The sequence below is a fragment of the Kineococcus sp. AC630 genome, assembly GCF_979255925.1.
In genome coordinates this window covers 111,220-134,435 of the sequence record NZ_CEEDMJ010000001.1, presented here as the reverse complement: position 1 = coordinate 134,435, position 23,216 = coordinate 111,220, and the positions used below count along the sequence as shown (strand labels likewise).

General features: G+C 71.6%; 26 protein-coding genes. 15 read left to right on the top strand and 11 right to left on the bottom strand.

Annotated elements, in window-relative coordinates:
* The first annotated feature begins 157 nt into the window (after positions 1-157).
* From AC0I8G_RS00645 to AC0I8G_RS00630, 4 genes are all read left to right on the top strand, one after another.
* A complete protein-coding gene (locus AC0I8G_RS00645; protein WP_471728242.1) occupies positions 158-880 on the top strand; it encodes an alpha/beta fold hydrolase in 723 nt (240 codons plus the stop codon).
* A gap of 328 nt (positions 881-1,208) precedes the next feature.
* Entirely contained in the window at positions 1,209-1,685 is a 477-nt protein-coding gene (locus AC0I8G_RS00640) for a hypothetical protein (RefSeq protein WP_471728241.1), read from the top strand.
* Between the two features lie 64 nt (positions 1,686-1,749).
* Positions 1,750-2,805 (top strand): aldo/keto reductase, encoded by a 1,056-nt coding sequence (locus tag AC0I8G_RS00635; protein ID WP_471728240.1) that lies wholly within the window; start codon positions 1,750-1,752, stop codon positions 2,803-2,805.
* A 151-nt stretch (positions 2,806-2,956) separates the two neighbouring features.
* Positions 2,957-3,283: an ANTAR domain-containing protein gene (locus AC0I8G_RS00630; protein ID WP_471728239.1), complete on the top strand. Its 327-nt coding sequence runs from the start codon at positions 2,957-2,959 to the stop codon at positions 3,281-3,283.
* A gap of 13 nt (positions 3,284-3,296) precedes the next feature.
* Here AC0I8G_RS00630 and AC0I8G_RS00625 read toward each other — a convergent pair whose 3' ends face one another.
* On the bottom strand, positions 3,297-4,034 hold the full coding sequence (locus tag AC0I8G_RS00625) for a GAF and ANTAR domain-containing protein (RefSeq protein ID WP_471728238.1): 738 nt from the start codon (positions 4,032-4,034) through the stop codon (positions 3,297-3,299).
* Between the two features lie 65 nt (positions 4,035-4,099).
* Between AC0I8G_RS00625 and AC0I8G_RS00620 the strand changes: the two genes are divergently transcribed.
* Both AC0I8G_RS00620 and AC0I8G_RS00615 read left to right on the top strand, forming a co-directional pair.
* Positions 4,100-5,167 carry a DUF4037 domain-containing protein gene (locus AC0I8G_RS00620; RefSeq protein WP_471728237.1) on the top strand — a complete coding sequence of 356 codons (1,068 nt, stop codon included), beginning with the start codon at positions 4,100-4,102 and terminating at the stop codon, positions 5,165-5,167.
* A 21-nt stretch (positions 5,168-5,188) separates the two neighbouring features.
* Positions 5,189-5,542, top strand: a complete 354-nt coding sequence (locus AC0I8G_RS00615; protein ID WP_471728236.1) for a hypothetical protein — start codon at positions 5,189-5,191, stop codon at positions 5,540-5,542.
* 7 nt (positions 5,543-5,549) lie between these two features.
* On the opposite strand, the gene AC0I8G_RS00610 is transcribed toward AC0I8G_RS00615, so the two are convergent.
* Positions 5,550-6,602: a LacI family DNA-binding transcriptional regulator gene (locus AC0I8G_RS00610; RefSeq protein ID WP_471728235.1), complete on the bottom strand. Its 1,053-nt coding sequence runs from the start codon at positions 6,600-6,602 to the stop codon at positions 5,550-5,552.
* Positions 6,603-6,897: 295 nt separating this feature from the next.
* Between AC0I8G_RS00610 and AC0I8G_RS00605 the strand changes: the two genes are divergently transcribed.
* Genes AC0I8G_RS00605 through AC0I8G_RS00585 form a run of 5 tightly spaced genes read left to right on the top strand, consistent with a single transcriptional unit; the run spans position 6,898 to position 11,891 of the window.
* Positions 6,898-8,223 carry an extracellular solute-binding protein gene (locus AC0I8G_RS00605; RefSeq protein ID WP_471728234.1) on the top strand — a complete coding sequence of 442 codons (1,326 nt, stop codon included), beginning with the start codon at positions 6,898-6,900 and terminating at the stop codon, positions 8,221-8,223.
* Between the two features lie 41 nt (positions 8,224-8,264).
* Entirely contained in the window at positions 8,265-9,149 is an 885-nt protein-coding gene (locus AC0I8G_RS00600) for a carbohydrate ABC transporter permease (RefSeq protein ID WP_380259236.1), read from the top strand.
* Positions 9,150-9,152: 3 nt separating this feature from the next.
* Positions 9,153-10,037 carry a carbohydrate ABC transporter permease gene (locus tag AC0I8G_RS00595; RefSeq protein WP_471728233.1) on the top strand — a complete coding sequence of 295 codons (885 nt, stop codon included), beginning with the start codon at positions 9,153-9,155 and terminating at the stop codon, positions 10,035-10,037.
* A 16-nt stretch (positions 10,038-10,053) separates the two neighbouring features.
* Positions 10,054-10,779: a ThuA domain-containing protein gene (locus AC0I8G_RS00590; RefSeq protein WP_471728232.1), complete on the top strand. Its 726-nt coding sequence runs from the start codon at positions 10,054-10,056 to the stop codon at positions 10,777-10,779.
* The gene (locus tag AC0I8G_RS00585; RefSeq protein ID WP_471728231.1) at positions 10,764-11,891 is read left to right on the top strand and encodes a Gfo/Idh/MocA family protein; all 1,128 of its coding nucleotides are present in this window, start codon (positions 10,764-10,766) and stop codon (positions 11,889-11,891) included. The genes AC0I8G_RS00590 and AC0I8G_RS00585 overlap by 16 nt, the downstream gene beginning before the upstream one ends.
* Here the strand turns inward: AC0I8G_RS00585 and AC0I8G_RS00580 are convergent.
* From AC0I8G_RS00580 to AC0I8G_RS00570, 3 genes are read right to left on the bottom strand one after another with little or no spacing between them, the layout of a single operon-like run.
* On the bottom strand, positions 11,881-12,726 hold the full coding sequence (locus AC0I8G_RS00580) for an alpha/beta fold hydrolase (protein ID WP_471728230.1): 846 nt from the start codon (positions 12,724-12,726) through the stop codon (positions 11,881-11,883). The two genes, AC0I8G_RS00585 and AC0I8G_RS00580, sit on opposite strands and share 11 nt — an antisense overlap.
* A 16-nt stretch (positions 12,727-12,742) precedes the next feature.
* Positions 12,743-13,648 (bottom strand): aminoglycoside phosphotransferase family protein, encoded by a 906-nt coding sequence (locus AC0I8G_RS00575; protein WP_471728229.1) that lies wholly within the window; start codon positions 13,646-13,648, stop codon positions 12,743-12,745.
* A gap of 31 nt (positions 13,649-13,679) precedes the next feature.
* The gene (locus AC0I8G_RS00570; RefSeq protein WP_471728228.1) at positions 13,680-14,981 is read right to left on the bottom strand and encodes an HNH endonuclease; all 1,302 of its coding nucleotides are present in this window, start codon (positions 14,979-14,981) and stop codon (positions 13,680-13,682) included.
* 281 nt (positions 14,982-15,262) lie between these two features.
* Between AC0I8G_RS00570 and AC0I8G_RS00565 the strand changes: the two genes are divergently transcribed.
* Positions 15,263-15,739: a GNAT family N-acetyltransferase gene (locus AC0I8G_RS00565; protein WP_471728227.1), complete on the top strand. Its 477-nt coding sequence runs from the start codon at positions 15,263-15,265 to the stop codon at positions 15,737-15,739.
* Position 15,740: 1 nt separating this feature from the next.
* On the opposite strand, the gene AC0I8G_RS00560 is transcribed toward AC0I8G_RS00565, so the two are convergent.
* Positions 15,741-16,121 (bottom strand): VOC family protein, encoded by a 381-nt coding sequence (locus tag AC0I8G_RS00560; protein WP_328292610.1) that lies wholly within the window; start codon positions 16,119-16,121, stop codon positions 15,741-15,743.
* A 122-nt stretch (positions 16,122-16,243) separates the two neighbouring features.
* Between AC0I8G_RS00560 and AC0I8G_RS00555 the strand changes: the two genes are divergently transcribed.
* Positions 16,244-16,783, top strand: a complete 540-nt coding sequence (locus AC0I8G_RS00555; RefSeq protein ID WP_471728226.1) for a DUF1697 domain-containing protein — start codon at positions 16,244-16,246, stop codon at positions 16,781-16,783.
* Positions 16,780-17,286: a DUF6328 family protein gene (locus AC0I8G_RS00550; protein ID WP_471728225.1), complete on the top strand. Its 507-nt coding sequence runs from the start codon at positions 16,780-16,782 to the stop codon at positions 17,284-17,286. Before AC0I8G_RS00555 ends, AC0I8G_RS00550 begins: the two co-directional genes overlap by 4 nt.
* On the opposite strand, the gene AC0I8G_RS00545 is transcribed toward AC0I8G_RS00550, so the two are convergent.
* The 5 genes from AC0I8G_RS00545 to AC0I8G_RS00525 form a co-directional block, all read right to left on the bottom strand.
* Positions 17,283-18,284 carry an ABC transporter substrate-binding protein gene (locus AC0I8G_RS00545; protein WP_471728224.1) on the bottom strand — a complete coding sequence of 334 codons (1,002 nt, stop codon included), beginning with the start codon at positions 18,282-18,284 and terminating at the stop codon, positions 17,283-17,285. The genes AC0I8G_RS00550 and AC0I8G_RS00545 overlap by 4 nt on opposite strands.
* Before the next feature lie 20 nt (positions 18,285-18,304).
* Positions 18,305-18,736 (bottom strand): GNAT family N-acetyltransferase, encoded by a 432-nt coding sequence (locus AC0I8G_RS00540; protein ID WP_471728223.1) that lies wholly within the window; start codon positions 18,734-18,736, stop codon positions 18,305-18,307.
* A 16-nt stretch (positions 18,737-18,752) separates the two neighbouring features.
* Positions 18,753-20,576, bottom strand: a complete 1,824-nt coding sequence (locus tag AC0I8G_RS00535) for a thiamine pyrophosphate-requiring protein (protein ID WP_471728222.1) — start codon at positions 20,574-20,576, stop codon at positions 18,753-18,755.
* A gap of 51 nt (positions 20,577-20,627) precedes the next feature.
* Positions 20,628-20,960: a YtxH domain-containing protein gene (locus tag AC0I8G_RS00530; RefSeq protein WP_471728221.1), complete on the bottom strand. Its 333-nt coding sequence runs from the start codon at positions 20,958-20,960 to the stop codon at positions 20,628-20,630.
* 63 nt (positions 20,961-21,023) lie between these two features.
* Entirely contained in the window at positions 21,024-22,145 is a 1,122-nt protein-coding gene (locus tag AC0I8G_RS00525; RefSeq protein ID WP_471728220.1) for an aminotransferase class V-fold PLP-dependent enzyme, read from the bottom strand.
* Positions 22,146-22,216: 71 nt separating this feature from the next.
* Between AC0I8G_RS00525 and AC0I8G_RS00520 the strand changes: the two genes are divergently transcribed.
* Positions 22,217-23,023 carry an NAD-dependent epimerase/dehydratase family protein gene (locus AC0I8G_RS00520; RefSeq protein ID WP_471728219.1) on the top strand — a complete coding sequence of 269 codons (807 nt, stop codon included), beginning with the start codon at positions 22,217-22,219 and terminating at the stop codon, positions 23,021-23,023.
* The last annotated feature ends 193 nt before the right edge of the window (positions 23,024-23,216 follow it).

Below are 23,216 nucleotides of genomic sequence, written 5' to 3'. Positions count from 1 at the left end.
ATCAGCAGTCAGGTCGATGTGTCGATCCCGCAGGTCTGATCGAGCACGGGGCCGGTCCAGGTGTGCAGGCTGTCGGCGCGCTGGTTGCCCTGCTCCGAACTGCGTCTGCAGGCTGACGCACGTCCTGATCCCCTCCCGACGTCGAGGAGCAGACCCGATGACGACCCACGACACCCCGACCGTTGTGCTGGTGCACGGCGCTTTCGCCGATGCCAGCAGCTACGCCGCCGTCATCCCCGACCTGCTCGACGACGGCCTCCGCGTCGTCGTGCCGCCGAACCCGCTGCGCAGCCTGGCCGGCGACTCCGCCTACATCGCGTCCGTGGTCCGCCAGATCGAAGGCCCGGTGCTGCTGGTCGGTCACTCCTACGGCGGCGCTGTGATCACAGTTGCCGGCAGCGAGGCCAACGTCGTCGGTCTGGTCTACCTCGCGGGTTATGCCCTGGAAGAGGGGGAGACGCTCGACGAGCTCAACGCGCACGCTTCCGCCACTGACCTGGGTAGTGGGCTGATCAGCTGGAGCTACCCGCGCGCCGACGGCTCGACCGGCACCGAGTTCACCGTGGACCCCGCCCGGTTCGACGCCCTCTTCGCCGCCGGGGTGGATACCCAGCTGACCCGGCTGCTCGCGGTCGGGCAGCGCCCACTGGCCGCTGAACTGTTTTCAGAGAGGGCTACTGCCGCTGCGTGGAAGTCCAAGCCGGCCTGGGGGGTCGTGGCGAGCAGTGACCAGACCATCAACCCCGAGATCGAGCGGTTCGGGTACTCCCGTGCCGGGATGACCGTCACCGAAGTCGATTCCTCGCACCTGGTCATGCTGGCCGACCCGAAGAGCGTCGTCGACGTCATCCGTGCAGCCCTGCGCTCGGTCAGCGTCTGAGATGTCGGGTCTGCCCCTGCTCCGGTCGACTCTCGTGGGTGCTCGTTGCCGGCGCCGGCGGTGGTAGTTCATTTCGATCGAGCTGACGATCGCGAGGCGCGGTTCTCGCGGCTGGGCCAGCGCCCCGGCGGGTCGGTGCGGGGAGTGTCCACGTCAGTGATCCTCACCGGTTGCCGTGCGAGGACGGGGGATCTCGCGGCGTGTGGCCGGGGTGGGTCGGAGTCGGGCGTACAGGTTGCTGACGACCAGTTCGGCGGGGGACGCGCGCGCTGCAGGTCGCACGCTCGACCGCCTGCGAGGAACGGGTGGGGCTCGCTACGGTTCGTTCATGGACCGTGTCGCGTTGGCACCCACCCGAGCATCCCGGGGCGGTCGGGGCGTGTTCCGGGTGCACGCAGCCGGGCCGGTGGCCCTGCTCGCCCTGCTGGGTGCGCTGAGTTCTTGTTCTCACGACGACGCACCGAGCACCTCTTCGGCCGACCTCGACGAGGTCACCACGATCGTCGACGCCGCGGCGCTCGCCGCAGGTGGCTCGTCGATGGGGGGCGCCGCCGGTGACGCGCAGACCGACGGCAGTGTGTCCCTGGGGCTCACCGCGAACAGCACCGTCCGCGCGTTCTACGCCTGCACCGGCGGGGGCAGCGTCGAGCTGAACCTCAACGGCACGGAGGAGGACCTGGACTGCGACGAGAAGACCCACGAGATCGAGGAGTTCGTCGTTCCCGACACCGGATCGGTGGTGTTCAGGGCGAGCAGGCCCAACGGCGTTCCCTCCGCGTGGGGTGTGGCGTTGGCCTCCACCTGAGCGGGAGCGGCCCTCACCGGGTGCCGGGGACGCCGGGTGCCGGTGGGGGAGTAGCGTCCGGCCCATGGAGTACCGACGACTCGGAAGGTCGGGACTGCGGGTCTCGACGATCACCATGGGAACGATGACGTTCGGTGGACAGGGAGGTTTCGCCGCCGTCGGGAACACCGACGTCGCGCAGGCGCGCCGCCAGGTCGACCTGGCCCTGGACGCCGGCGTGAACCTCTTCGACACCGCGGACGTGTACTCCGACGGTCTCAGCGAGGAGATCACCGGTGAGGTCCTCGAGGGACGCCGCGACGACGTCCTGCTCGCCACCAAGGCCCGGATGGTCGTGGGCTCGGGCCCCAACGACGGCGGCGCCTCGCGGTACCACCTCGTCCGCTCGGCCGAGCGGAGCCTGAAGCGGCTGCGGACCGAGCACATCGACCTCTACCAGATCCACGAGTGGGACGGCCAGACCCCGCTGGAGGAGACCCTCGAGGCCCTCGACACGCTGGTGCGCTCGGGCAAGGTCCGCTACGTCGGTGTCTCCAACTACGCGGGCTGGCAGCTCATGAAGGCGCTCGCCGTCTCCGACGCACACGGCTACCAGCGCTACGTCTCCCAGCAGATCCACTACACCTTGCAGTCGCGCGACGCCGAGGACGAACTCATCCCGCTGACCCTCGACCAGGACCTCGGGGTCCTCGTCTGGAGCCCGCTCGCGGGCGGGTTGCTGTCCGGGAAGTACCGGCGCGACGTCACCGCGCCCGCCGGTTCGCGACACCTGGGGGAGTGGAGCGAACCCCCGGTCCACGACGAGGGGAAGCTCTACGACACGGTCGACGTCCTCGTCGAGGTCGGAGCGGCGCACGGGGTCTCGGCCGCGCAGGTCGCGCTGGCCTGGTTGCTGGGGAGGGCCGGCGTCACGTCGGTCGTGATCGGTGCCCGCACCGAGGACCAGCTGGTCGACAACCTCGCCGCGGCCGACCTCGTCCTCACCGACGAGGAGCGGGCCCGCCTCGACGTGGTCAGCGCCGTCCCGCTGCGCTACCCGCACTGGCACCAGGCGGCGACGGCCGCCGACCGGCTCTCGCCCGCCGACCTCAGCCTGCTCGCCCCGCACCTCCCGGGCTGACGCCCGACGCGGTCCCCGCGGCGTCGGCGTGCCGCGGGGACCGCGTCCCCGTACCATTCGTCACGGCTTCGCACCGCCCAGACCTCGCTGCGCGAACCGCCTCTCCGTCGACCGACGGGACGAGGACGGCTCCAGTGGAGGACGCACGAGGATGCACGACGCTTCGCGCCGCAACGGACAGGCGCAGGTCGAAGACCGGTACGAGGCCCACGACGACGCCGAGACCCTGCGCAACGAGTTGACGCAGCTGCGGACCGCGCTCACCCGACGACCGGTGATCGACATGGCGAAGGGCGCCATCATGGCCCTCACCCGGTGCGACGACGACACGGCGTTCAAGCAGCTGTCGCAGGTCTCGCAGACCCACAACGTCAAGCTGTTCGACCTCGCGAGCGCACTGCTCGCCGACCTGCGGGGCGAGTCGTCGGGCAGCGGCGACACCCAGCAGCTCGTGCAGCGGACGTGGACCCGCCGCTGACGGTGCCGGCCGGTCAGGCCTGACCGGCCCGCGCGTCGGCGCCCACCCCGCCCGGCGTGGCCCCGACGACCTCGGTCGCCACGTCGAGGAGGCGACGGCGTCCGCTGCGGGCCTGCGTGCGCAGGAGGCCGAACGCCTCGTCGGGGTGGATCCGGTGCCGCTCGGCGAGGACGCCCTTCGCCTGCTCCAGCACGACGCGGCTCTCCAGCGCGGCCTGGAGCTGATCGCGCAGGCGTTCTCCCTGCGCGCTGGCCTCGAGCTGGCTGATGCCGATGGCCGCGAAGGACGCCATGGCGTGCGCGACGTCCGTCTCCACCGTGGAGTAGGGGCCCTCGTGGTCGCGGAACAGGTTGAGGGCGCCGATGGTGCGTCCGCGCAGCTGCACCGGCACTGCGTGGACGGACACGATGCCGTGCACGCTCGCCGCGCGCGACCAGACGGGCCACCGGCGGGCCAGGTCGGCCGCGTCCGGGGACACCACGGGCGCACCCGAGCGGTGGCAGTCCAGGCAGGGACCCTCGTCGGTCTCCAGTTGGAGGAGCTCCACCACCCGCGCCTCGCTCGAGGACGCCGCCAGCAGGCCCAGCCGACCCGCGCTGTCCTCCACCAGGAAACCCACGGCGCTCGCCGAGAGCAGCGTCGCGCAGTGCTGCACCACGCGGTGGGCGAGGTCGAGCGGATCACCCCGTTCGGCGAGGACCTGCGCGACGTCGTCGACCGCGGCCGCGACCGCCTCGGCACGAACCTCCACGTGGACCTCCTCCGAGTCGACCTGCACCGTTGGCGGTCACCTGCGGTGACTGCCAGGGTGGCCGGGTGTCCGGTGCCGAACTCGCACGATCCTTGCACGACGAGGTGGTGGCACCGCTGCTGCGACGGGAGTTCCCGGCGGTGTCCTGGGTCGCGGGTCGCTTCGGTGGGGGCTCCGACGTCCTCGGTCTCGACGACGAGGTCTCCACCGACCACGACTGGGGACTGCGGCTCACCGTCCTCACCGACGCGGCGACCGACGCCACCGACGTCGTGCGGTTCCTCGAGGAGGACCTGCCCGAGGAGTTCCGCGGCGCTCCCGTGCGGTTCCCGACGACCTGGGACGCGGTCGCCCGACACCGCGTGGAGGTCGCCCCGCTCGCGGAGTTCGTCGCCGGCCGCCTCGGGGTCGGGCCGGAGGACCCCTGGTCGGTCACCGACTGGCTCGCCTTCACGGGACAGGCGGTGCTGGAGGTCGTCGCGGGACCCGTCTTCGCCGACGACGAGGGCCGCTGGGCGGCGTTGCGCGACCGGCTCCGCTGGTACCCCGACGACGTGTGGCGCCACCTCGTGGCCTGTTCGTGGAAGCAGCTGGAACAGGAACTGCCGTTCGTGGGACGGGCGGGTTCCCGCGGTGACGAGCTGGGGTCGCGGGTCGTCGCGGCCCGGCTCGTCGACGTCGCGGTGCGGCTGGGTCTGCTGCTCGACCGGGTCTGGGTCCCCTACCCGAAGTGGGTCGGGACGGTCTTCGCGCGGTCGGTGTCGGGACGGACCGGTCCGCGGTTGACGGCCTGCCTGGCGGCCCCGGAGTGGCGTTCGCGGGAGGCCGCCCTGTGCCGGGCGCTGGAGGAGTTGCGCGAACGGCAGCGCGAGGTCGGTCTCCCCGTCGCCGACGTCGCCACCGAACGGTTCCACGACCGGGAGTTCCAGGGGATCCCGGAACGGGCGAGCGATGTGGTCCTGGAGACCGTCGAGGACCCGCGGGTGCGGGCTCTGCCCGTCGGGGTGGGGTCGGTGGACCAGTGGGTGAGCTCGGTCGACCTCCTGGTCGACACCACCCGGCGGAGGTCCGCGCAGGCCGCGGTCGCGGGCCGCGCGTCGTCCGTGCGCGAGGACACGACCCCCGCCCCCTGACCCGGGTGGTAGGACGGAGGGGTGTTCTCCTCCGACCCGGGCGCGGCCCGTTCGATCCTCGCCGGCCGCCTGAGCCAGAGCGGCGAGACCCTGCTGGCGGAACTCCCGTTGTCCGGCGGGGCGCTGGGCGGGGCGGGCGCGCTCGCCGTCACCGCGCAGTCGGTGTGGCTGGCCCAGCCGCAACTCGTGGGCGCTCCGTCCGTCGCCTCCGTGCCGCTCTCCGACGTCGGGCGGGTGGGCTTCCGGGCCCGCCCGGTGTTCGGCGGACTCCGGGTCACGCTGGAGATCGCGGGTCGCCCCGTGAAGCTGGCCACCTCCGCCGCCGAGGACGAGGTCAGCGAGTTCCTGCGGGTCCTCGAGGCCGCGCGCACCTGAACCGGAGTCAGAACCTCGCCGTGGAACCGCGGACGACGAGTTCCGTCGCCAGTTCCACGTGGTGGGAGTCGAGCTGCTCCCCGTCGGCCATGCGCAGGACGGTGCGCAGGGCGACCCGGCCCATCTCGCGCAACGGCTGGCGGACGGTCGTCAGCGGGGGAGCGGCCATCGGGGCGAGCTCGGTGTCGTCGAAACCCGTGACGGAGAGGTCCTCCGGGATGCGCAGTCCGAGGATGCGCGCCGCCTCCATGACCCCCAGGGCGATGGAGTCGCACCCCCCGACGACGGCGCTCGGCCGGTCGGGCAGGGCCAGGAGTTCGGCGCCGAGGCGCCGGCCGGCGTCGTACTGGAAGTCCTCGTTGCGGATGTGGTTCTCGGCCGGGACCAGGCCCGCGTACTCCATCGCGGCGCGGTAGCCGTGCAGCCGGGCCTGGTTGCACGACGCGGCCGGGGGACCGCCGACGTAGGCGATGCGTCGGTGACCCTGGGCGATGAGGTGGTTCGTCGCGCTCATGCCCCCGGTGAAGTTGGTGGACCCGACGCTCGCGACCTCGGTCCGGGGCAGGTTCAGCGGGTCGATGACGACCAGCGGGATCCTGACCGCCGCGAGGGCGTCGACGTGGGCCCCGGTCAGCTCACCCGTCACGACGATGACGCCGGTGCGGCCCGACGCGGCCAGCGAACGGGCCCACGACCGCGGCGGCACGGTGAAGCGGCCGTTGCGCCGGTCCCGCAGGACGCCCACCACGATCGAGGCCCCCTGTTCCGCCGCCGCCTGCACGACCCCGTCGACGACCTGGGTGGAGTAGGAGGAGAAGTCACCGTCGATGAGGAACTCGACCGCCCTGGTCGTCGCGCTCGCGCGCCGTCCCGAAGGGGGGTTGTAGTCGTGGCGCACGAGCAGGTCCTCGACGATGGCCCGGGTCTCGGCGGAGACGTCGTCGCGGCCGTTGACCACCTTCGACACGGTGGCGATCGACACGCCGGCGCTCGCGGCGATCGTGGCCAGCGTGGTCTTGTCCCTGGGGCTGTCCCGGGTGCGTTGCGGGTGGTCCAGCACGGGTCCTCCTCGACTCGGTGGTGAGGTGACTGTACGAGTGCAAGAGCCCCCGGCGCCAGTCCTTCTCGAAAAGTTTCGTGATGCGATCGCAACCTCGCGCCCCTACTGCGGCAGCGGATCGAGCACGAACTGGTCACGAGTTCACCGAGCCGCTTGACCGAGCCCCGATCGTCCTCTTATCGTTCCGGTCAGACGACGTGGTCGAAAGCTTTTCGATCATGTTTCGGCACCGGCCCACCAGGGTCTGGTGCGTTGAGCAGCCGCAGGGACGCGGCTCGGCACATCGGAGATCAGAGTGGATCACAACCGGACTTCGCGTCGGTCCTTCATCGCCCTCGCCACCGCGACCCCCATCGTCGCCACGGTCCTCGCCTCGTGCGGCGACTCCGGCCCGGGCTCGGCGAGCTCCGACGGAGCGACCGACTGGATCCTGACGGGGGCCCCCAAGGAGGGCATCCGCCAGGGCGCCGTGGACGACTGGAACAAGGCGCACTCGGACCAGAAGATCACGACCAGTGCGTTCCAGAACGACGCCTACAAGGCCAAGATCAAGACCGCCATCGGCGCCGGTCAGGCCCCGACCATCATCTTCGGCTGGGGCGGCGGCACGCTGCGCAACTACGCCGAGTCCAAGCTGGTCGACGACCTGACCCCGTGGCTGACGGAGAACCCCGACGTCAAGAACCGCCTCTTCGACGCCGCCTTCGCCGCCGGCACCGTGGACGACAAGGTGTACGGCCTCCCCACCGAGACCGTGCAGCCGCTGGTGTTCTTCTACAACAAGAAGCTCTTCAAGCAGATCAACGCCGAGCCGCCCACCACGTGGGACGAGCTCATGGCGCTGGTGCCGAAGTTCAACGCCGCGAACATCGCCCCGATCTCCCTGGGCGGGCAGTCGCGCTGGACGAACATGATGTGGCTGGAGATGCTCTTCGACCGCATCGGCGGCCCCGAGCTGTTCGAGTCCATCTACAACGGCACCCCGGCCTGGACCGACCCGGCGGCCATCGACGCCCTCACCAAGGTGCAGGACCTCGTCAAGGCCGACGGTTTCATCAAGGGCTTCGCGTCCATCACGGCCGACTCCAACGCCGACCAGGCGCTGCTGTACACCGACAAGGCCGCCATGATGCTGCACGGCACCTGGACCTACGGCGGCATGAAGACCGACGGCGGCGACTTCGTCTCCAGCGGCAACCTCGGCTACATGAACTTCCCCGCCGTCACCGGTGGCAAGGGCGACCCGACGAACACCTTCGGCAACCCCGCGCAGTACGTGTCGATCTCCTCCAAGGCCACCCAGAAGGCCAAGGACATCGCGCTGGCCTTCTTCAAGGGCGGCCTGCTGCAGGACAAGGAGGCCGAGGCCTACATCACCGAGGCCGGCGAGGTCCCGATCGTCAAGGGCATCGACTCCAAGTTCTCCGGCATGGACGACGAGGAGTGGCTGAAGTTCACCTACGACCTCGCCACCAACGCGCCGTCGTTCGCGCAGTCCTGGGACCAGGCGCTGTCCCCGACGGAGGCCGAGACCCTGCTGGACAACATCGAGAAGCTGTTCGGCCTGGCCATCACCCCGCAGGAGTTCGCGGCGAACATGAACGCGGCGATCGGCTCGTGAGCACGTCCGTGAGCGCGGCCCCCAGCACCACCCCGGCGAAGATCACGCCGTCGGCCCACACGTCGACGGGTCGACTGGGGTGGCTGGTGCTGCCGGCGCTGCTGTTCTTCGTCGTCTTCGCCGTGGTCCCCCTGATCGGGGTGTTCGTCCTCAGCTTCACCTCGTGGGACGGCATCGGCGCGATCTCCTTCACCGGGCTCAAGAGCTGGACCGCCGTGCTCACGGACCCGGGTCTCCCGCACGCTCTGTGGGTCACCCTGCAGATCATCGTGCTGTCCTGGATCGCCCAGACCCCGCTCTCGATCCTGCTCGGTGTCTTCATCTCCGGGCACCAGAAGTACCGCGCGGTGCTGGCGGTGCTGTTCTTCCTGCCGCTGCTGCTGTCCGCGGCGGCGGTCTCGATCGCCTACAAGGCGCTGCTCGACCCGAACTTCGGTCTGGGCCCGGGTCTGAAGCTCGGATTCCTGACCCAGGACTGGCTGGGCAAGGGCACGCTGGCGATGGGCGTCGTGATCTTCATCATCGCCTGGCAGTGGATCCCGTTCCACTCCCTGATCTACCAAGGTGCGATCCGCCAGATCCCGACCTCGATGTACGAGGCCGCCCAGATCGACGGTGCGGGCCGGGTGCGTCAGTTCTTCTCCATCACACTGCCGCAGCTGAAGAACACGATGATCACGTCCTCCACGCTGATGATCGTGGGCTCGCTCACCACGTTCGACCTCATCTTCGTCCTCACCGGCGGCGGACCGAACGACGCGACCCGCGCCCTCGCCCTGGACATGTACCTGACCGGTTTCCGGGCCAACCAGATGGGTCTGGCCTCGGCCATCGCCGTCATCCTCGTCGTGGTCGGCCTCATCCTGGCGCAGGTCCTGCAGCGCCTCGGTGGCAAGGAACGCAACTCCCAGCTGGAAGGTGCCTGACCGATGGCGACCGAAACTGCGACGCGCCGGACGGGTTCCTCCCGCTCCGCGGGGGCCTCGGCCAACGGCACCACCGCCCGCAAGAACTGGTTCGGCGGCGCCTTCGGCTGGCTGTGGCTCCTCATCGTCCTGATCCCGATCTACTGGATCGTCATCACGAGCTTCAAGAGCTCCGCCGGCTACTTCGGCACCAACCCGCTGCTCCCGTCGGGTTCGCCGACGCTGGACAACTACAAGCTGGTGCTCGAGAACGACTTCGCCCGCTACTTCGCGAACTCCGTCATCGTCACGGTGGGCGCGACGATCCCCGCGGTCCTCATCTCGTTCATGGCGGCCTTCGCGATCGTCCGGGGTGCCGGCCGGTGGCTCAAGGCGGTCAACGCCCTGTTCCTCATGGGGCTGGCGATCCCGCTGCAGGCGACGATCATCCCGATCTACCTGATCATCATCAAGTCCGGGATGTACAACTCCCTCGGCGCGATCATCCTGCCCTCGATCGCCTTCGCCATCCCGCTGACGGTCCTCATCCTGAGCAACTTCGTCCGCGACGTCCCGAACGAGCTGTTCGAGGCCATGCGCATGGACGGTTCCAGCGAGTGGGGCACCATGTGGCGCCTGGCCTTCCCGTTGACCCGTCCCGCGCTGGTCACGGTGACGATCTACCAGGGCCTGCAGATCTGGAACGGCTTCCTGCTGCCGTTGATCTTCACCGACCGGGCCGACCTGCGCGTCCTGCCGCTGGCGCTGTGGACCTTCCAGGGCCAGTACTCGGTGAACATCCCGGCCGTCCTCGCCTCGGTCGTCCTGACCACCCTGCCGATCCTCGTGCTCTACATCCTCGGGCGTCGTCAGCTGCTCTCCGGCCTGACCGCCGGCTTCTCCAAGTGATCCGAAAGGCTCTTCCGTGACTCGCCAGGCTCTCGTCGTCCGCGGCGGCTGGGACGGGCACTCGCCCGTCGAGGCCACCGACCTCTTCATCCCGCACCTGGAGGCGAACGGTTTCACCGTCCGCGTCGAGGACCTCGGGACCGAGCTCGGCGGCAGTTCCCCCAGCACCCCGAAGGTCTACACCGACGCCGACTACCTCGCCACGGTCGACCTCATCGTCCAGTGCAACACCATGAACTCCATCGAGAAGGCGGAGTTCGAGGGGCTGCAGAAGGCCGTCGAGGCCGGTACCGGTTTCGCCGGCTGGCACGGCGGGATCGCCGACTCCTACCGCAACAACTCCGACTACCTGACGCTGGTGGGCGGGCAGTTCGGTTGCCACCCCGGCAAGCACCCCGACGAGCGCGAGGGTGGCCCGCAGGACAACTACATGCCCTACCGGGTCAACATGGCGGCCGCGGCGGCCTCGCACCCGATCACCGAGGGCATCGAGGACTTCGACCTCGTCACCGAGCAGTACTGGGTGCTGTCCGACGACTACATCGACGTCCTGGCCACCACGACGCAGGCCGTGCGCGAGTGGGACGCCTGGAACCGCCCGGTGACCTCCCCGGCGGTCTGGACGCGCCAGTGGGGCAAGGGCCGGATCTTCGTGGCCACCCCCGGCCACGACCCCGAGACGCTGAAGAACCCCAACGTGAAGACGATCATCGAGAGGGGTCTGCTGTGGGCAGCCCGTTGAAGGTCGGCGTCGTCGGCGCCGGTGTCATCTCCGCCCAGTACTCCGCGTCGCTGAAGAAGCTGCCGCAGCTGCAGATCACCGCGGTCAGCGACTTCGTCCCCGAGCGTGCGCAGGCCCTGGCCGACGAGCACGGCGCGCAGGTGATGTCGCTGGACGAGCTGCTGGCCTCGCCCGACGTGGACGTCGTCCTCAACCTGACGCTGCCGCGCACCCACGCCGAGGTCGCACTGGCGGCCATCGCCGCGGGCAAGCACGTCTACGGCGAGAAGCCGCTGGCTTCGACCGTCGCCGAGGGGCGCGACGTGGTCAAGGCCGCGGCCGCCGCCGGGGTCCGGGTCGGTTGCGCCCCGGACACCGTGCTCGGCACGGGCGTGCAGACGGCCCGAGCTCTGCTCGACGCCGGGGAGATCGGGACGCCGCACTCCGCGACGGCGTTCATGACCACCCCGGGTCACGAGCGCTGGCACCCGCAGCCGGACTTCTACTACCAGCCCGGTGGCGGTCCGCTGCTGGACATGGGTCCGTACTACCTGACCTCGCTCGTGCACCTGCTCGGGCCGGTCGTCCGGGTCGTCGGCGCCTCGACCCGTCCCTCGCAGACCCGGACCATCGGTTCCGGTCCGCGGGCGGAGGAGTCGTTCCCCGTCACCATCGACACCCACATCACCGGGATCCTCGAGCACGCCTCGGGAGCGCTGTCGACGCTCATCATGAGCTTCGACACCTGGGCGGCACGCCTGCCCCGCATCGAGGTGTACGGCACTGGCGGGACGATCTCGGTGCCCGACCCGAACATGTTCGAGGGGTCGGTGGAGCTGTTCTCCGCGGCGACCGCGCCGGCGCCGGGTCCCGACGCCGACAACGACGCGAACTGGAAGGACGTCGGCGTGAAGGCCGGCTACCTGGACTCCGGTCGCGGTTACGGTCTGGCCGACCTGGCCATGGCCGTGGACGAGGGGCGTCAGCACCGCGCGAACGACGAGGTCGCCCTGCACGTCCTCGAGATCATGGAATCGGTGCAGCAGGCCGCGGACGGGAACACCTCGGTGACCCTGACCACGACGTGCGAGCGCCCCGAGGCGATCAGCTCCCCGGTCGACCTCACGAACTGAGCAGTTCCCGCACGGCCGCCGCCGCGGCCGGGTCGAAGAGCATCGTGGCGTGGTTCGCCTCGACGCGCTCCCACGTCAGGTGGGGGACGACCCGGTTGCCGGCGGCGATCGCGTTCCCGGAGAGGAACGCGGGTCTCGTGTCGTCGGCGCCGTGCGCGGCGGCGACGAGGTGGACCGGTGCGCCGGCGGCCACCAGGAGTCCCAGGTGCGGTGCGCGGGTGAGGCTGTCGACGGCGTCGGCCACGAGCCGACGCGCGTCCAGGTTCGGCCGGAACCCCTGAGCGCTGGGGCGCAGCACCGCCTCCGCCCAGGCCCGGAAACCCGGCTGCAGGTCCGGCCGGTTCGCCGCAGCCTTCCCCTCGGCGACGGTCGTGTAGGCGTCGGCGTCGGGGAAGTCCCGGACGAGGCGCCGGGTCTGCACGCCGAACGCGCCCCGGACGACGAGCGGTTTCAGCAGCATCGAAGGTTCGGGGGCGACCCCGCCGTCGAGCAGGACCGTGCCGAGCACCCGCTCGCCCAGTCCCTCGACGACCAGCGGGGCGAGGAACGCACCCATCGAGTGCCCCACGACGACGACGTGGCGCAGGCCGAGCTCGTCGACGCTGCGCACGACCTCCCGCGCCAGACCGGCCAGGCCCGGTCTCGCGGCCGCCGCCACCGAGAAACCCCGTCCGGGCAGGTCGGGAGCCACCACGGGGACGTCGAGGCGGTCGGCGAGGTCCGCCCACACCGCGGAGGTGCTGGTCAGCCCGTGCAGGGCGAGCACGACCGGTCTGTCGGGTGCGGGGGTCCCCCAGCTGCGGACGGCGAGACCGGCGACCTGTGCGAGAGCCATCGCGCCACCGTACGACTCAGACGTCCGGGGCCAGCAGGGTAGCGGTCTCGAGGAACGGGGCGGCCAGGTCCTCCGCACCCAGCGAGCGTGCGTAGAGGCCGGTCGAGACCCGCTCGAGGAAACCCCACTCCCAGACGGCCTGCGGGTCCTGACCGGACTCCGTGGCCAGGGTCCGGCAGTAGCCGCGGAGCAGGTCCGCCGGGTCGCGCGCGGCGAGCAGCTGCGGGCACCAGTCGCGCAACGCCACCCCGGGGTCGTAGGCAGGATCGCCCGTGAAGCCGTCGGGATCGACGAAGACGACCCCGAGCTCGGCGCCGCGTCGAGGTTCCGGGACGGTCAGCGTGTTCGCCGGCGCCGGGTCCCCGTGCAGGACGAGGGCGTGCTCGGGGTCGAAGCCCGCCGAGCGGCGCCGGGCGAACTCGAGGGCCCGCTCGAGCGCCGGACCCTCCCACCCGTCGATGCGGTCCGCCACGAACTCCAGCAGACCGGCCGCCTTGTCGAACGGTGTGTCGTGGTCTCCGGGGCGCTGCCACGCCGTCGGCAGCAACCGTCCCAGCCGCTCGAGCTGCTCGCGGACCGGTCGTCCCGTCGTGGCCAACGACGGCCCCAGGTGTTCCAGCAGCAGCGCCCGGTCGTCGTGGCGCAGCAGGCGCACGTACCCCGCCCCGTCGGCCCGGGTCAGGACCCGCACGACGCGGTCGTCGTACAGACCCGGGACGGGGACCTTGAGGACGACCGTCGTGCCGTCCTCGGTCAGCGCGCGGGTGACGAACGCACCCGTCCCCCCGGCCAGCGTCTCGGTGACCCGGATCCGCCAGCGGTCCTCGAGCTCCGCGACGAGCGCCGGGAGCGCGGCGACCCAGTCGCCGCCCTGCGGGCCGGACTCGAGGGCACGAGCGACGACGACGTCCGGGAGTTCCACGTCCGCGATCCTGCCGGACGTCGGGACGGGTTCACGCCGCCCTCGCCCAGTCGCTCGCCCGACGTCCCGCCTTCCGCCGTTCGGGCAGGGTGGGGTGCCCGAGAGCCGGGGGTGGTTCTCGGGGGTACTTGTGGCCGGTGCGCGTGATGAACGTGGTGACCCGGGTCTCGGGGTCGTGGACCGTTCTCAGCCCGGCGAGGTCCTTGGTGTGGTTGCATCGGGCGCAGAGGCCCTGGCCGTTGTCGAGGGTGGTGGTTCCGCCCTGTGACCAGGGCTGGATGTGGTCGATGTGCTGGACGGGAGCGTCGCAGTAGGGGGTGGCGCAGCGTTGGTCGCGCAGGCGGAAGAAGGTCGCGAGGCCATGGGGGAAGAGGCGTCGACGGGAGTCCATGGCGATGAGGGCGTCGTCGTGGGGGCGGGTGTAGAGGCGCGTGAGCCAGACGCGGTCTCGTTCGGCGGCGGAGTGGACGAGTTCGCGGGCGTGGGCGGCGGCGATGGGGCCGTGGCCGAGGATCGAGGCGGCTTGGTGGCCGTCGCGGAACATGGCTTCTTCGGTCATGACGAGGGTGAGGGAGACGGGCACGGGGTCGGTCGCGATCTGGCGGCCGGTGAGGCGTTCGACGGCGATGTCGTAGCGCAACTGGGAGTCGGTGCGTTCGTCGTCGGGGACGTCGAGACGGTGTTCTCGCACGGCGCGGTCGAGGGCGGCGTGGCAGGAGACGGTGTCGGCGATGGGGCCGGTGAGACTCAGCACGGCGAGGGAGTCGTGACCGGGACGGATGGTGGCGCGGCGGGTGCCTTCGGCCTTCGTGCGACGCGCGACGGCGGCAGCCGGGTCGATCTGGTCGGCGAGGGCACGGGCTGATCGGGAGATCTGCCAGCCGCTGGCTCCGGGGCGGTGGAGTTCCGTGACGAGGGTGGCGTCGACGGTGCCGCGGTCCTCGACGCTGAGGTGCGAGGTCTCCCCGACGACGTCACGGGCGGTGAGCTCGTCGATGTGACCGTCGCGGAGGGCGGAGTAGGTTTCGGGCATCTCGTGGGTGAGTGCGTCGGCGACGCCGAGGTGGGTGTTCCCGGCGCGGGGTGAGCATCCCCGGGCGAGGGCGATCTCGCGGCAGATGGCGGCGGACGTCTTCTCGCGGGAGGTACCGCGGTGCTCGTCCTCGGCGCGCAGGGTGTCGGCGTAGGCGGCGATGGCTTGGTAGCCGACGGCGGAGGCGCGGCGGGTGAACTTCTGGAGCACGGTGATGGTGTCGATCAGTTCGGCCGAGGGTAGGCCGGCCGCGATCGCGTCGGAGAGGTCGTCGAGGGCGACCTGAAGGGTGCTCACCACGTGTTCGACCCTATCCGAACATCCAGCCTTGGTCAAGCTATTTACGTTGCGCTGCAACAACTTTCAAAATCAGAGCGGGCCCACCACTGTTCTATCAGACCCCTCCGACACGACTGTCGGTCTGGTGGGAGGTGGGGAAACGGCGTGGATGGTCCGGCGCTTGCGTCGTAGCTTGGGCAGGTGAACGAGGTCGCGCGGCACATCGAGTTCCAGGTCGTCGAGGGCACCCCGTTCCGCGAGGCCGCGCTGCGGGCCACCGCGCTGTGACCGTCCGCCGCACCGTGACCGTCCGTCTCGCGGGACCCGGCGACTGGGACCTGCTGCCCGCGGTGGAGCGGGCCGCGGACGGACTGTTCCGCGACCTCGGCGTCGAGCTTCCCGACGACGTCTCCTCGGTGGAGGAGCTGCAGGCCGCGGAGTTCGTACTCGTCGCCGGCACACCGCCGGTGGGTTTCGCGCGGGTCGAACGGGTCGACGGACTCGCGCACCTCCAGCAGGTGTCCGTGCACCCCGACGCCGCTCGTCGCGGGGTGGGGAGTTCTCTGCTGGCGGCGGTCCTCGACCGGGCCGCCGACCGGGGTTTCGCCGGCGTCACGTTGACGACCTTCGCCGACGTCGCCTGGAACGGGCCGTTCTACCGTCGCCGAGGCTTCACGACCATGTCCGACCCCGGAGCGGAACTCCTCGGTCACGTGGTGGCCGAGGAACCGTTGACCCGGTTCGGGCGCCGCGAGGTGCTGATCCGCCCGATCCGCTGAGTCAGTGGTCCAGGCAGAGGCAGAACGGGTGGCCGGAGGGATCGGCGTAGACCCGGAACCCGGGGTGGTCGCCGTCGTCCTGGACGGGGGTCGCGCCGAGGGCCAGGGCGTGCGGTTCGGTGCTGTCGTAGTCGGCGACCAGGAGGTCGAGGTGGAACTGCTGGGGAACCTCGCCGGCGGGCCAGGTCGGCGGGACGTGGTCGGGGGCCAGCTGGAACGCCATCGGGGCGCCGCCGTCGCCGCGGATCGTCACCCAGTCGTCGGCGGTGTCCTCCGGGTCGAGCTCCCAACCGAGCAGGCCCGCGTAGAAGGTGGCGAGGCCACGGGGGTCGGGGGTGTCCAGGACGACCATGCCGAGGCGGATACCGGTGGTGTCGGTCATGCGCCGAGCCTGACGCGACGGGGGCGTACCTGTCCAGGGGACGTGTTGCCGCCGGACGTCCGCCCCGGCAGGGTGGGGGGCATGGACGATCCGGACGTGGCGACCTCGGCGGGGGAGTCCTCGTGAGGTGGGTCGTCCTGCTCCGCGGGGTGAACGTCAACGGCGTGACGATCAAGAGCGCGCCGCTCTCGGCCGCACTGGGCGGGGCCGGTTTCACCGGGGTCCGTTCGGTGCTGGCCAGCGGGAACGTCACGCTCGTCGCGCCGTCGCAGGACCGGGAGACGGTGAAGGGTGAGGTCGAGGAGGCGCTGCGGGACGTGTTCGGCTACGACGCCTGGGTCGTGGTCCTGACCCCGGACCGCCTGGCGGAGATCGCTGCGGGGTACCCGTTCGCACGCCACGACGACGTCGACCACCCGTACTGCGTCTTCGCCTCGGACGGGGCGCAGCTCGCGGAACTCGTGGCGTCGCACACCGCGAACGAGGAGGAGTCCGTGGCGCTGGCCGGCGACGTCGCGTACTGGCGCTGCCCCAAGGGCTCGAGCACCGACACCCCGTTCGCGAAGCTCGCGGCGGCGAGGCGGTGGAAGCCGGTGGTCACCACGCGGAACCTGCGCACGGTCGACAAGCTCGTCGCCGTCTCGGCGGACGGCCGGTCGTGACCCCCCTCGACCCCGACGACCCCTACGCGGGACTGCGCAACGAGACCCCGACGGAACGGATGGACCGGAACTGGGTCGAGCTGCTGCAGGAACTCCGCGTCGTCCAGACCGGCGTCCAACTGCTCACGGGGTTCCTGCTGACGCTGCCGTTCCAGTCCCGGTTCGAGTCGCTGGACCGCTACCAGGTGACCGTCTACGTCGTGGTCCTGCTGCTGGCCGTCACGGCCGTGGTCCTGTTCATCGCCCCCGTCGGCTACCACCGGGCGCTGTTCCGGCAGCGATCGAAGGAGCGTCTCGTCGCGGCGGGCACCGCGTTCGCGAAGGCCGGGATGGCCACGGTGGGGGTCGTCGTGTCCGGCGGGGTGCTGCTGGTCGCGGACGTGATCGGCGGCCGCGTCGCCGGCTGGGCCGCCGGCGGCGCGGTCGCCACCCTCATCGTCGTGTGCTGGTACGTGTTGCCGCGCAGGGTGTTGCGTCAGGTGCTGGCTGCCCGCGAGGGTTAGGCCAGGGCCGTCGCGAACTGCGGGACGAGGGCGTTCACACCGTAGGGCACGGACAGGACGCTGTTGTAGGTCATGGCTCCGCGTTCGTCGACGCTGGGCAGCACGAGCCCACCGCGCTGCACGACCGGCAACTGCTGCAGGACGGGGTCGGCCTGCACCTCCGCGCGGTCGGCGTCGTCGGTCAGCACCACGAGCAGGTCGGCGTCGAGCAGGTCCAGACGCTCGGCGGAGAGGTCGATGAAGAAGCTGTCCCCGGTGTCGAGGGCGGCGACCGCCGGGGGCAGGACGAAACCGAGGTCGGCCATGAAGGCGCCCCGGGCGTCACCGGGGGTGAACACTCCGTACCTGCCCTGGTAGGGCAGGGCGACGAGGGCCGTCCGGCCGGCGAACTCCGGGTGGGCGGCCGCGGCGTCGGTGAAGGCCGCGTCCGCGGTGTCGACGAGAGCCTGTCCCGCCTCGGTCCGGCCCAGGGCGGCGGCGATGGTGAGCGTGTTCGCGCTGCGGTCGGTGCCGTAGTCGGTGCTCCCGACGGGCCGGGCCAGGACGGGGGCGATCCGGGAGAGCTGGTCGTACAGCGCCTGGTCGATGCCGGAGACGAGCGCGAGGACCAGGTCGGGTCGCAGCGCCGCGATCTGCTCGACGCTGAACTCGGTGTCGGAGTCGATCTTCACGAGGTCACCCGTGAGCAGGTCCGCGGCCCAGGGGCCGAGACCCGTCGCGGGGTAGAAGGTGAACCCCGTGGTGGTGAGCGGTTGCCCGCCGAGGGCCAGCAGCGGGTCGGCGTCGGTGACCCCCAGCACCGCGACCCGGGTCGCGGGGGCCTCGACGACGGTCTCGCCGAAGGCGTGGCGGTAGCGGAACGGGAAACCGGCTGCGGTGGAGGCGGGTTCGGCGCCGTCCGCGGTGGACTCCGACGACCCGCACGCGGTGAGGGTGGCACCGGCGATGCTCAGGCCGGCGCCGGCGAGCAGGCGTCGGCGGTTCAGGAGAAGAGGCACGGGCGGAGCTTAGCCTACCCTCATCGAAGTGGTCGCACCATGATCACATCGACGCCGTCCACGTGGTCCTCGACGAAGCCGTGCCGCTCGTAGAGGCGACGGGCGTCGCTGCCCACGAGGACGTCGAGGAGCAGCGTGGTTCCCGTCCTGTCCGCCGCGGCGGTCACGTCCGCGAGCACTGCCCCGCCCTGCCCCGTTCCCTGCAGGTCCCGCGCGAGGTAGAAGTGCTCGATCCAGGTGCCCTCGGGGCTCGGCCGCACCGCGATCGAGCCGACGATCCCCTCCGGGCCGTCGAGCACCCGGGTGAACTCCGGAGCGAAGGAACCCAGGAAGTAGGTCCGGGCGCGGGCCGGGTCGAAACGCCCGACCCGCTCGAGGGACTCGCGCAGCACGTCCACCCGGAGGTCCGCGATCGCGGGACCGTCGGCGAGCCGCGCCGCTCTCCAGTGCACGTGGTGACCTCCGGAACTAGTCGCCGGGCAGGTGCTTCCCCAGTGCCCGGGCCGCGGCGCCGATCGTCTCACGGACGCCTTCGACGACGATCCCCTTCGCCGCCGGGTCGCTCTTCAACTGCGACTTCGCCGTGCCGAGGATCTGCTCCAGGCTGACGTGCGGCGGGATCATCGGGACGTTCGGGTCGACCACGGCGTCGAGGACGTAGGGCCGGCGCGCCGCGAACGCCTCGTCGAGCACGTCGTCGACCTGGGCGGGGTCCTCGAGCCGCCGGCCTCCGAGACCCAGGAGTTGCGACCAGCCCGCGTAGGGGACGTCGGGGACGTCCATCGCGGCGTCGAAGGGGACCTCGCCCTGCATGGCCCGCGCCTCCCAGGCGACGAACGACAACTGCCGGTTGCTGAGGACCACCACGACGAACCGCGGGTCGGACCAGGTCCGCCACCGCTGGGCCACGGTGATGAGTTCGTTGACCCCGTTCATCTGCATCGCGCCGTCGCCGACGAGGGCCAGCACCGGCCGGTCGGGGTGGGCCTGCTTCGCGGCGATCGCGTAGGGGAGGCCGCCACCCATCGACAGCAGCGTCCCCGACAACGAGGCCTGCATCGTCGGGCGCAGGTCGAGGTCGCGGGCGAACCAGCTCGTCGCCGTCCCGCAGTCCACGGCGATCTGGTGGTCGTCCTCGAGGCGGGACGAGAGGCCGCGGACGACGAGTTCCGGGTTCACCGGATCCGCCTTCGCCGCGGCGCGTTCCTCGCCCCACTCCCGCCACGCCGTGTTCCACCGGGCGATGTCGCGGCGCCACCCCGGGTCGGGTTCCGCCCCCGCCAGCATCGGCAGCAGGGCCTGCAGGGTGAGCCTCGCGTCCCCGACGAGGTTCACCTCGGTGGGGTAGCGCAGCCCGCACCGGGTTCCGTCGACGTCGATCTGGACCGCGCGGGCCTGACCGGGCGCGGGGTAGTACTCCGTGTACGGCATGGTGGTCCCGACCATCAGCAGGACGTCGCACTGCCGCATCAGGTCGTAGCTGGGGCGGGTGCCGAGCAGTCCGATGGACCCGGTGACCCAGTCGAGGGTGTCGTCGAGGACGGCCTTGCCCAGCAACGCCTTCGCGACCCCGGCCCCCAGGGCGTCGGCCACGGCGGTGAGTTCGGCGGTCGCCCCCAGGGCTCCGGCCCCGGCGAGGATCGCGACCTTCTTGCCCGAGCGCAGCAGTTCCGCGGCCTGTTCCAGCGCCTCCCGCCGGGGGATGCCGGGCAGCGACCCCGGTACGGCGGAGGTGTGCGTGAAACCGTGGGCGTCGGGAACCTCCAGGACGGCGTCGAGGTCCTGGACGTCGCTCGGGAGGATCACCGCGGTGACGGTGCGCCGTTCCAGCGCCGTGCGGGCGGCGCGGTCGATGGCGTGCTGCACCTGCTCGGGCTTCGTCACCTGGAAGACGAACTCCCCGGCGACGTCGCCGTAGAGGCGCACCAGGTCGAGTTCCTGGTAGTAGGAGGTGCCCAGGGCGGCCGTCGAGGTCTGACCCACCAGAGCCACCACGGGGATGTGGTCGAGTTTCGCGTCGTAGAGCCCGTTCAGGAGGTGCACGGCACCCGGTCCGGACGTCACGGCGGCGACCCCGAGGGGCGAGCCGCCGAACTTCACGTCCGCCGTGGCCGCGAACCCCGCCGTCTCCTCGTGCCGGACCTGCACGAACTCCGCCTCGCCGGCCTCGACGGCGCGGCCGACGGCGGAGATCACCCCGCCGATCCCGTCGCCGGGGTAGCCGTAGAACCGTCGGGCGCCCCACTGCCCCAGACGCGAGACGACGTGGTCACCGACCGTGGGAGAACTCATGCCCCCACTGTCGGCGCCACGTCGTCACGTCGCACCCGGAACTCCGCGGAACTAGTCCGTCGGCATGCGGGTGTGGTGCTGCTCCCCGAGGGGAGCGTCACTGCTGTCGCTGCTGCTGCTGTCGCCGCTGCCGCTGAACTTGTCCTTCACGGAACCCGCGACGGAACCGGCGGCGGCGCCGACCTTCTCCTGAGCCAGCGAACCGGCCTGCTTCGCGAGGTCGCCGGCCTTGTCCTCGAGGTCACCGACCCGGGACTGGACCTTCGGGTTGCCCCACAGGCGGCCGACCGCCGAGGCGATCTGGTCGTAGCGTTCCCGGCCCGCGCGAGCCCCGAGCACGTAGCCCGTGGCCCCGGCGGCCAGGAAGATGATCTTGCCCTTCACGTCGTACCTCCTCGATGCGTGGAATCGGCACCCACTCTGGCAGCGGTGCCCGCCGGGCGCGCGTCAGGAACGGCGCAGCAACGCCCGGGCCAGCGCGTCGACGTCCTCGTCGGTGGTGTCGAGGTGACCGCTGACCCGCAGGGTCGGCGTCGTCATCTCACCCGGGGCGCGTTCGGGACCGACGTAGGTCGTGACGATGCCGTCGCGCGCGATGAGTTCGGCGCGCAACCCGGCCAGGTCGATCGCCTCCTGCGGTCGCAGCGTGACCGTCGCGGAGGGTTCGTCGAGGTCCTCGACGACCTCCCACGTCCCGCTGAGCTCGTCGGCCAGGCGTCGCCGCGTCCGCGACCCGAGGGCCGCGAGCCCGGCGTGCACCGCGGCCGGACCGAGGGCGACGTGCTCGGCGACCGCCGCGGCGAACCCGACCCGGCCCGCGACGTGCGCCTCGGCCTGCTCCAGCCCGCCCATCCGGTCCGCGAGGTCGCCGCGGACCGCGACGAAACCCACCCCGCGCGGGCCGGCCAGCCACTTGCGCGAGGTCCCGTAGACGACGTCGACGTCGGTGGCGCCGGTCGTGTCGACGTGCCCGAAGGCCTGGGCGGCGTCGACGACGACGGGTACCTCCGCCGCCCGCGCGAGCGCCGCGACCTCCGCCACCGGCTGCACCGTCCCGACGTGGCTGCCGAGCCAGGTCAGGTGGAGCAGGTCGGGACGGTCCGCGGCGAGGGAGGCCTCGAAGGCGGCGGGGTCGAGGCGGTGCGGGCCGGCGACCTCGCTGGTGCCGATGCCGAGACGGCGCAGGACGGTGAGGTTCGGGCCGTACTCGCCCCGGGCGTGGGCGACGGTGACGGGCAGGTCGCCCGGCCAGCCCAGCAGCACCTGACGCCACGCGTCCTCGGCGCTGTGCACGAAGGCGACGGTCCCCTCCGCCCAGCCGAGCAGGTCGAGGACGTGCCGGCGGGTCGCGTCGAGGAGGTCCGAGACCTCCTGGGCGGCGACGTAGCCGCCGCGCTCGGCCTCGCGACGGGCGTGCTGGGCGGTCGCGTCCAGCACCGCCCAGCTGCTGCGGCCGGCGGCGGCGGAGTCCAGGTGGAGCGTCGTGCGCGGGGGGCGGGTGCGTCGCCACGCCGAGGATAGGTCGGAGGATAGGTCGGAGGTGGGTGCGTCAGGAGCGTCGGGAGCCACCCGGGGATCCTGGCACCGTCGGGGCGCGCGGTGACCGGGAACGCGCTTTCCGCACTGGCTAGGCTGCCGCCGTGGCACAGAGAGAGCAACGACTGCTCATCACCGGGTCGAACGGGGTCGTCGGACGCATGCTCACGGCGCGGCTCGCGCGCGAGGGGCGCCGACTGCGACTGCTGGACCTCGACCACGACCCGGACTTCGTGCCCGCGGGCGCCGAGGTCCTGACCGGGTCCGTCGTCGACCGCGAGCTGGTGGCCCGCGCGGTCGACGGCGTCGACGCGGTCGTCCACCTCGCGGGGATCCCCGGGGAGGACACCTGGGAGCGGATCCTCGAGGTCAACGTCCACGGCAGCTGGGTGCTGCTCGACGCCGCCCGGGCCGCAGGGGTCCCGAAGGTCCTGCTCGCCTCCAGCAACCACGCCGTCGGGATGGCCCCGACCCTGGACGCCGGGGCCGACCTGGCCGTGGACGCCATCGCACCGCCCGACTCCTACTACGGGTGGAGCAAGACGGCGGTCGAGTCGCTGGGCCGGCTGTTCGGCGCGCGGACCGGTCTCGACGTCCTCGCCGTGCGCATCGGCAGCTGCTTCCCCGAACCCAACGGGGAGCGGGCCCTGGCGACGTGGATGTCGCCGGACGACGTGGCCCGCCTCGTCGAGGCGTTCCTGGTGGCGCCGCCCGTGGGGTACCGCTGCATCTGGGGCGTCTCGGACAACACGCGCCGGTGGTGGTCCCTCGAGGAGGGCCGGGCGATGGGCTACGAGCCCGTCGACGACGCCGAGGGCTACGCGGGGTCGGTGCCCGCCCTGAACTCCGTCAGCGAGTGGCTGGGCGGGAGGTTCCCGGAGCACCCGCTGGGAGAACCGATGGAGTTGTGACCGCAGGGCCGGCCGGAGGGGTGGGGCGAGCGCGCCGGCGGGCGCGCATCCGGACGGTGGCCACCGCACCCCAGGCCAGCGCCAGCACGAGTGCGGCCCCGGCGTCGAGGGGGCGGTCCCGGCCGAGGGCGGCACCGGCGGCCACCAGCAGGGCGAGGCTCAGCACCACGTCGGCGACGTCGATCCACGGTCG

Excerpts from the sequence above, each read along its gene's own strand:
- AC0I8G_RS00645 (WP_471728242.1), top strand. The coding sequence starts at position 158 with ATGACGACCCACGACACCCCGACCGTTGTGCTGGTGCACGGCGCTTTC.
- AC0I8G_RS00640 (WP_471728241.1), top strand. The coding sequence starts at position 1,209 with ATGGACCGTGTCGCGTTGGCACCCACCCGAGCATCCCGGGGCGGTCGG.
- AC0I8G_RS00635 (WP_471728240.1), top strand. The coding sequence starts at position 1,750 with ATGGAGTACCGACGACTCGGAAGGTCGGGACTGCGGGTCTCGACGATC.
- AC0I8G_RS00630 (WP_471728239.1), top strand. The coding sequence starts at position 2,957 with ATGCACGACGCTTCGCGCCGCAACGGACAGGCGCAGGTCGAAGACCGG.
- AC0I8G_RS00595 (WP_471728233.1), top strand. The coding sequence starts at position 9,153 with ATGGCGACCGAAACTGCGACGCGCCGGACGGGTTCCTCCCGCTCCGCG.
- AC0I8G_RS00580 (WP_471728230.1), bottom strand. The coding sequence starts at position 12,726 with ATGGCTCTCGCACAGGTCGCCGGTCTCGCCGTCCGCAGCTGGGGGACC.
- AC0I8G_RS00560 (WP_328292610.1), bottom strand. The coding sequence starts at position 16,121 with ATGACCGACACCACCGGTATCCGCCTCGGCATGGTCGTCCTGGACACC.
- AC0I8G_RS00535 (WP_471728222.1), bottom strand. The coding sequence starts at position 20,576 with ATGAGTTCTCCCACGGTCGGTGACCACGTCGTCTCGCGTCTGGGGCAG.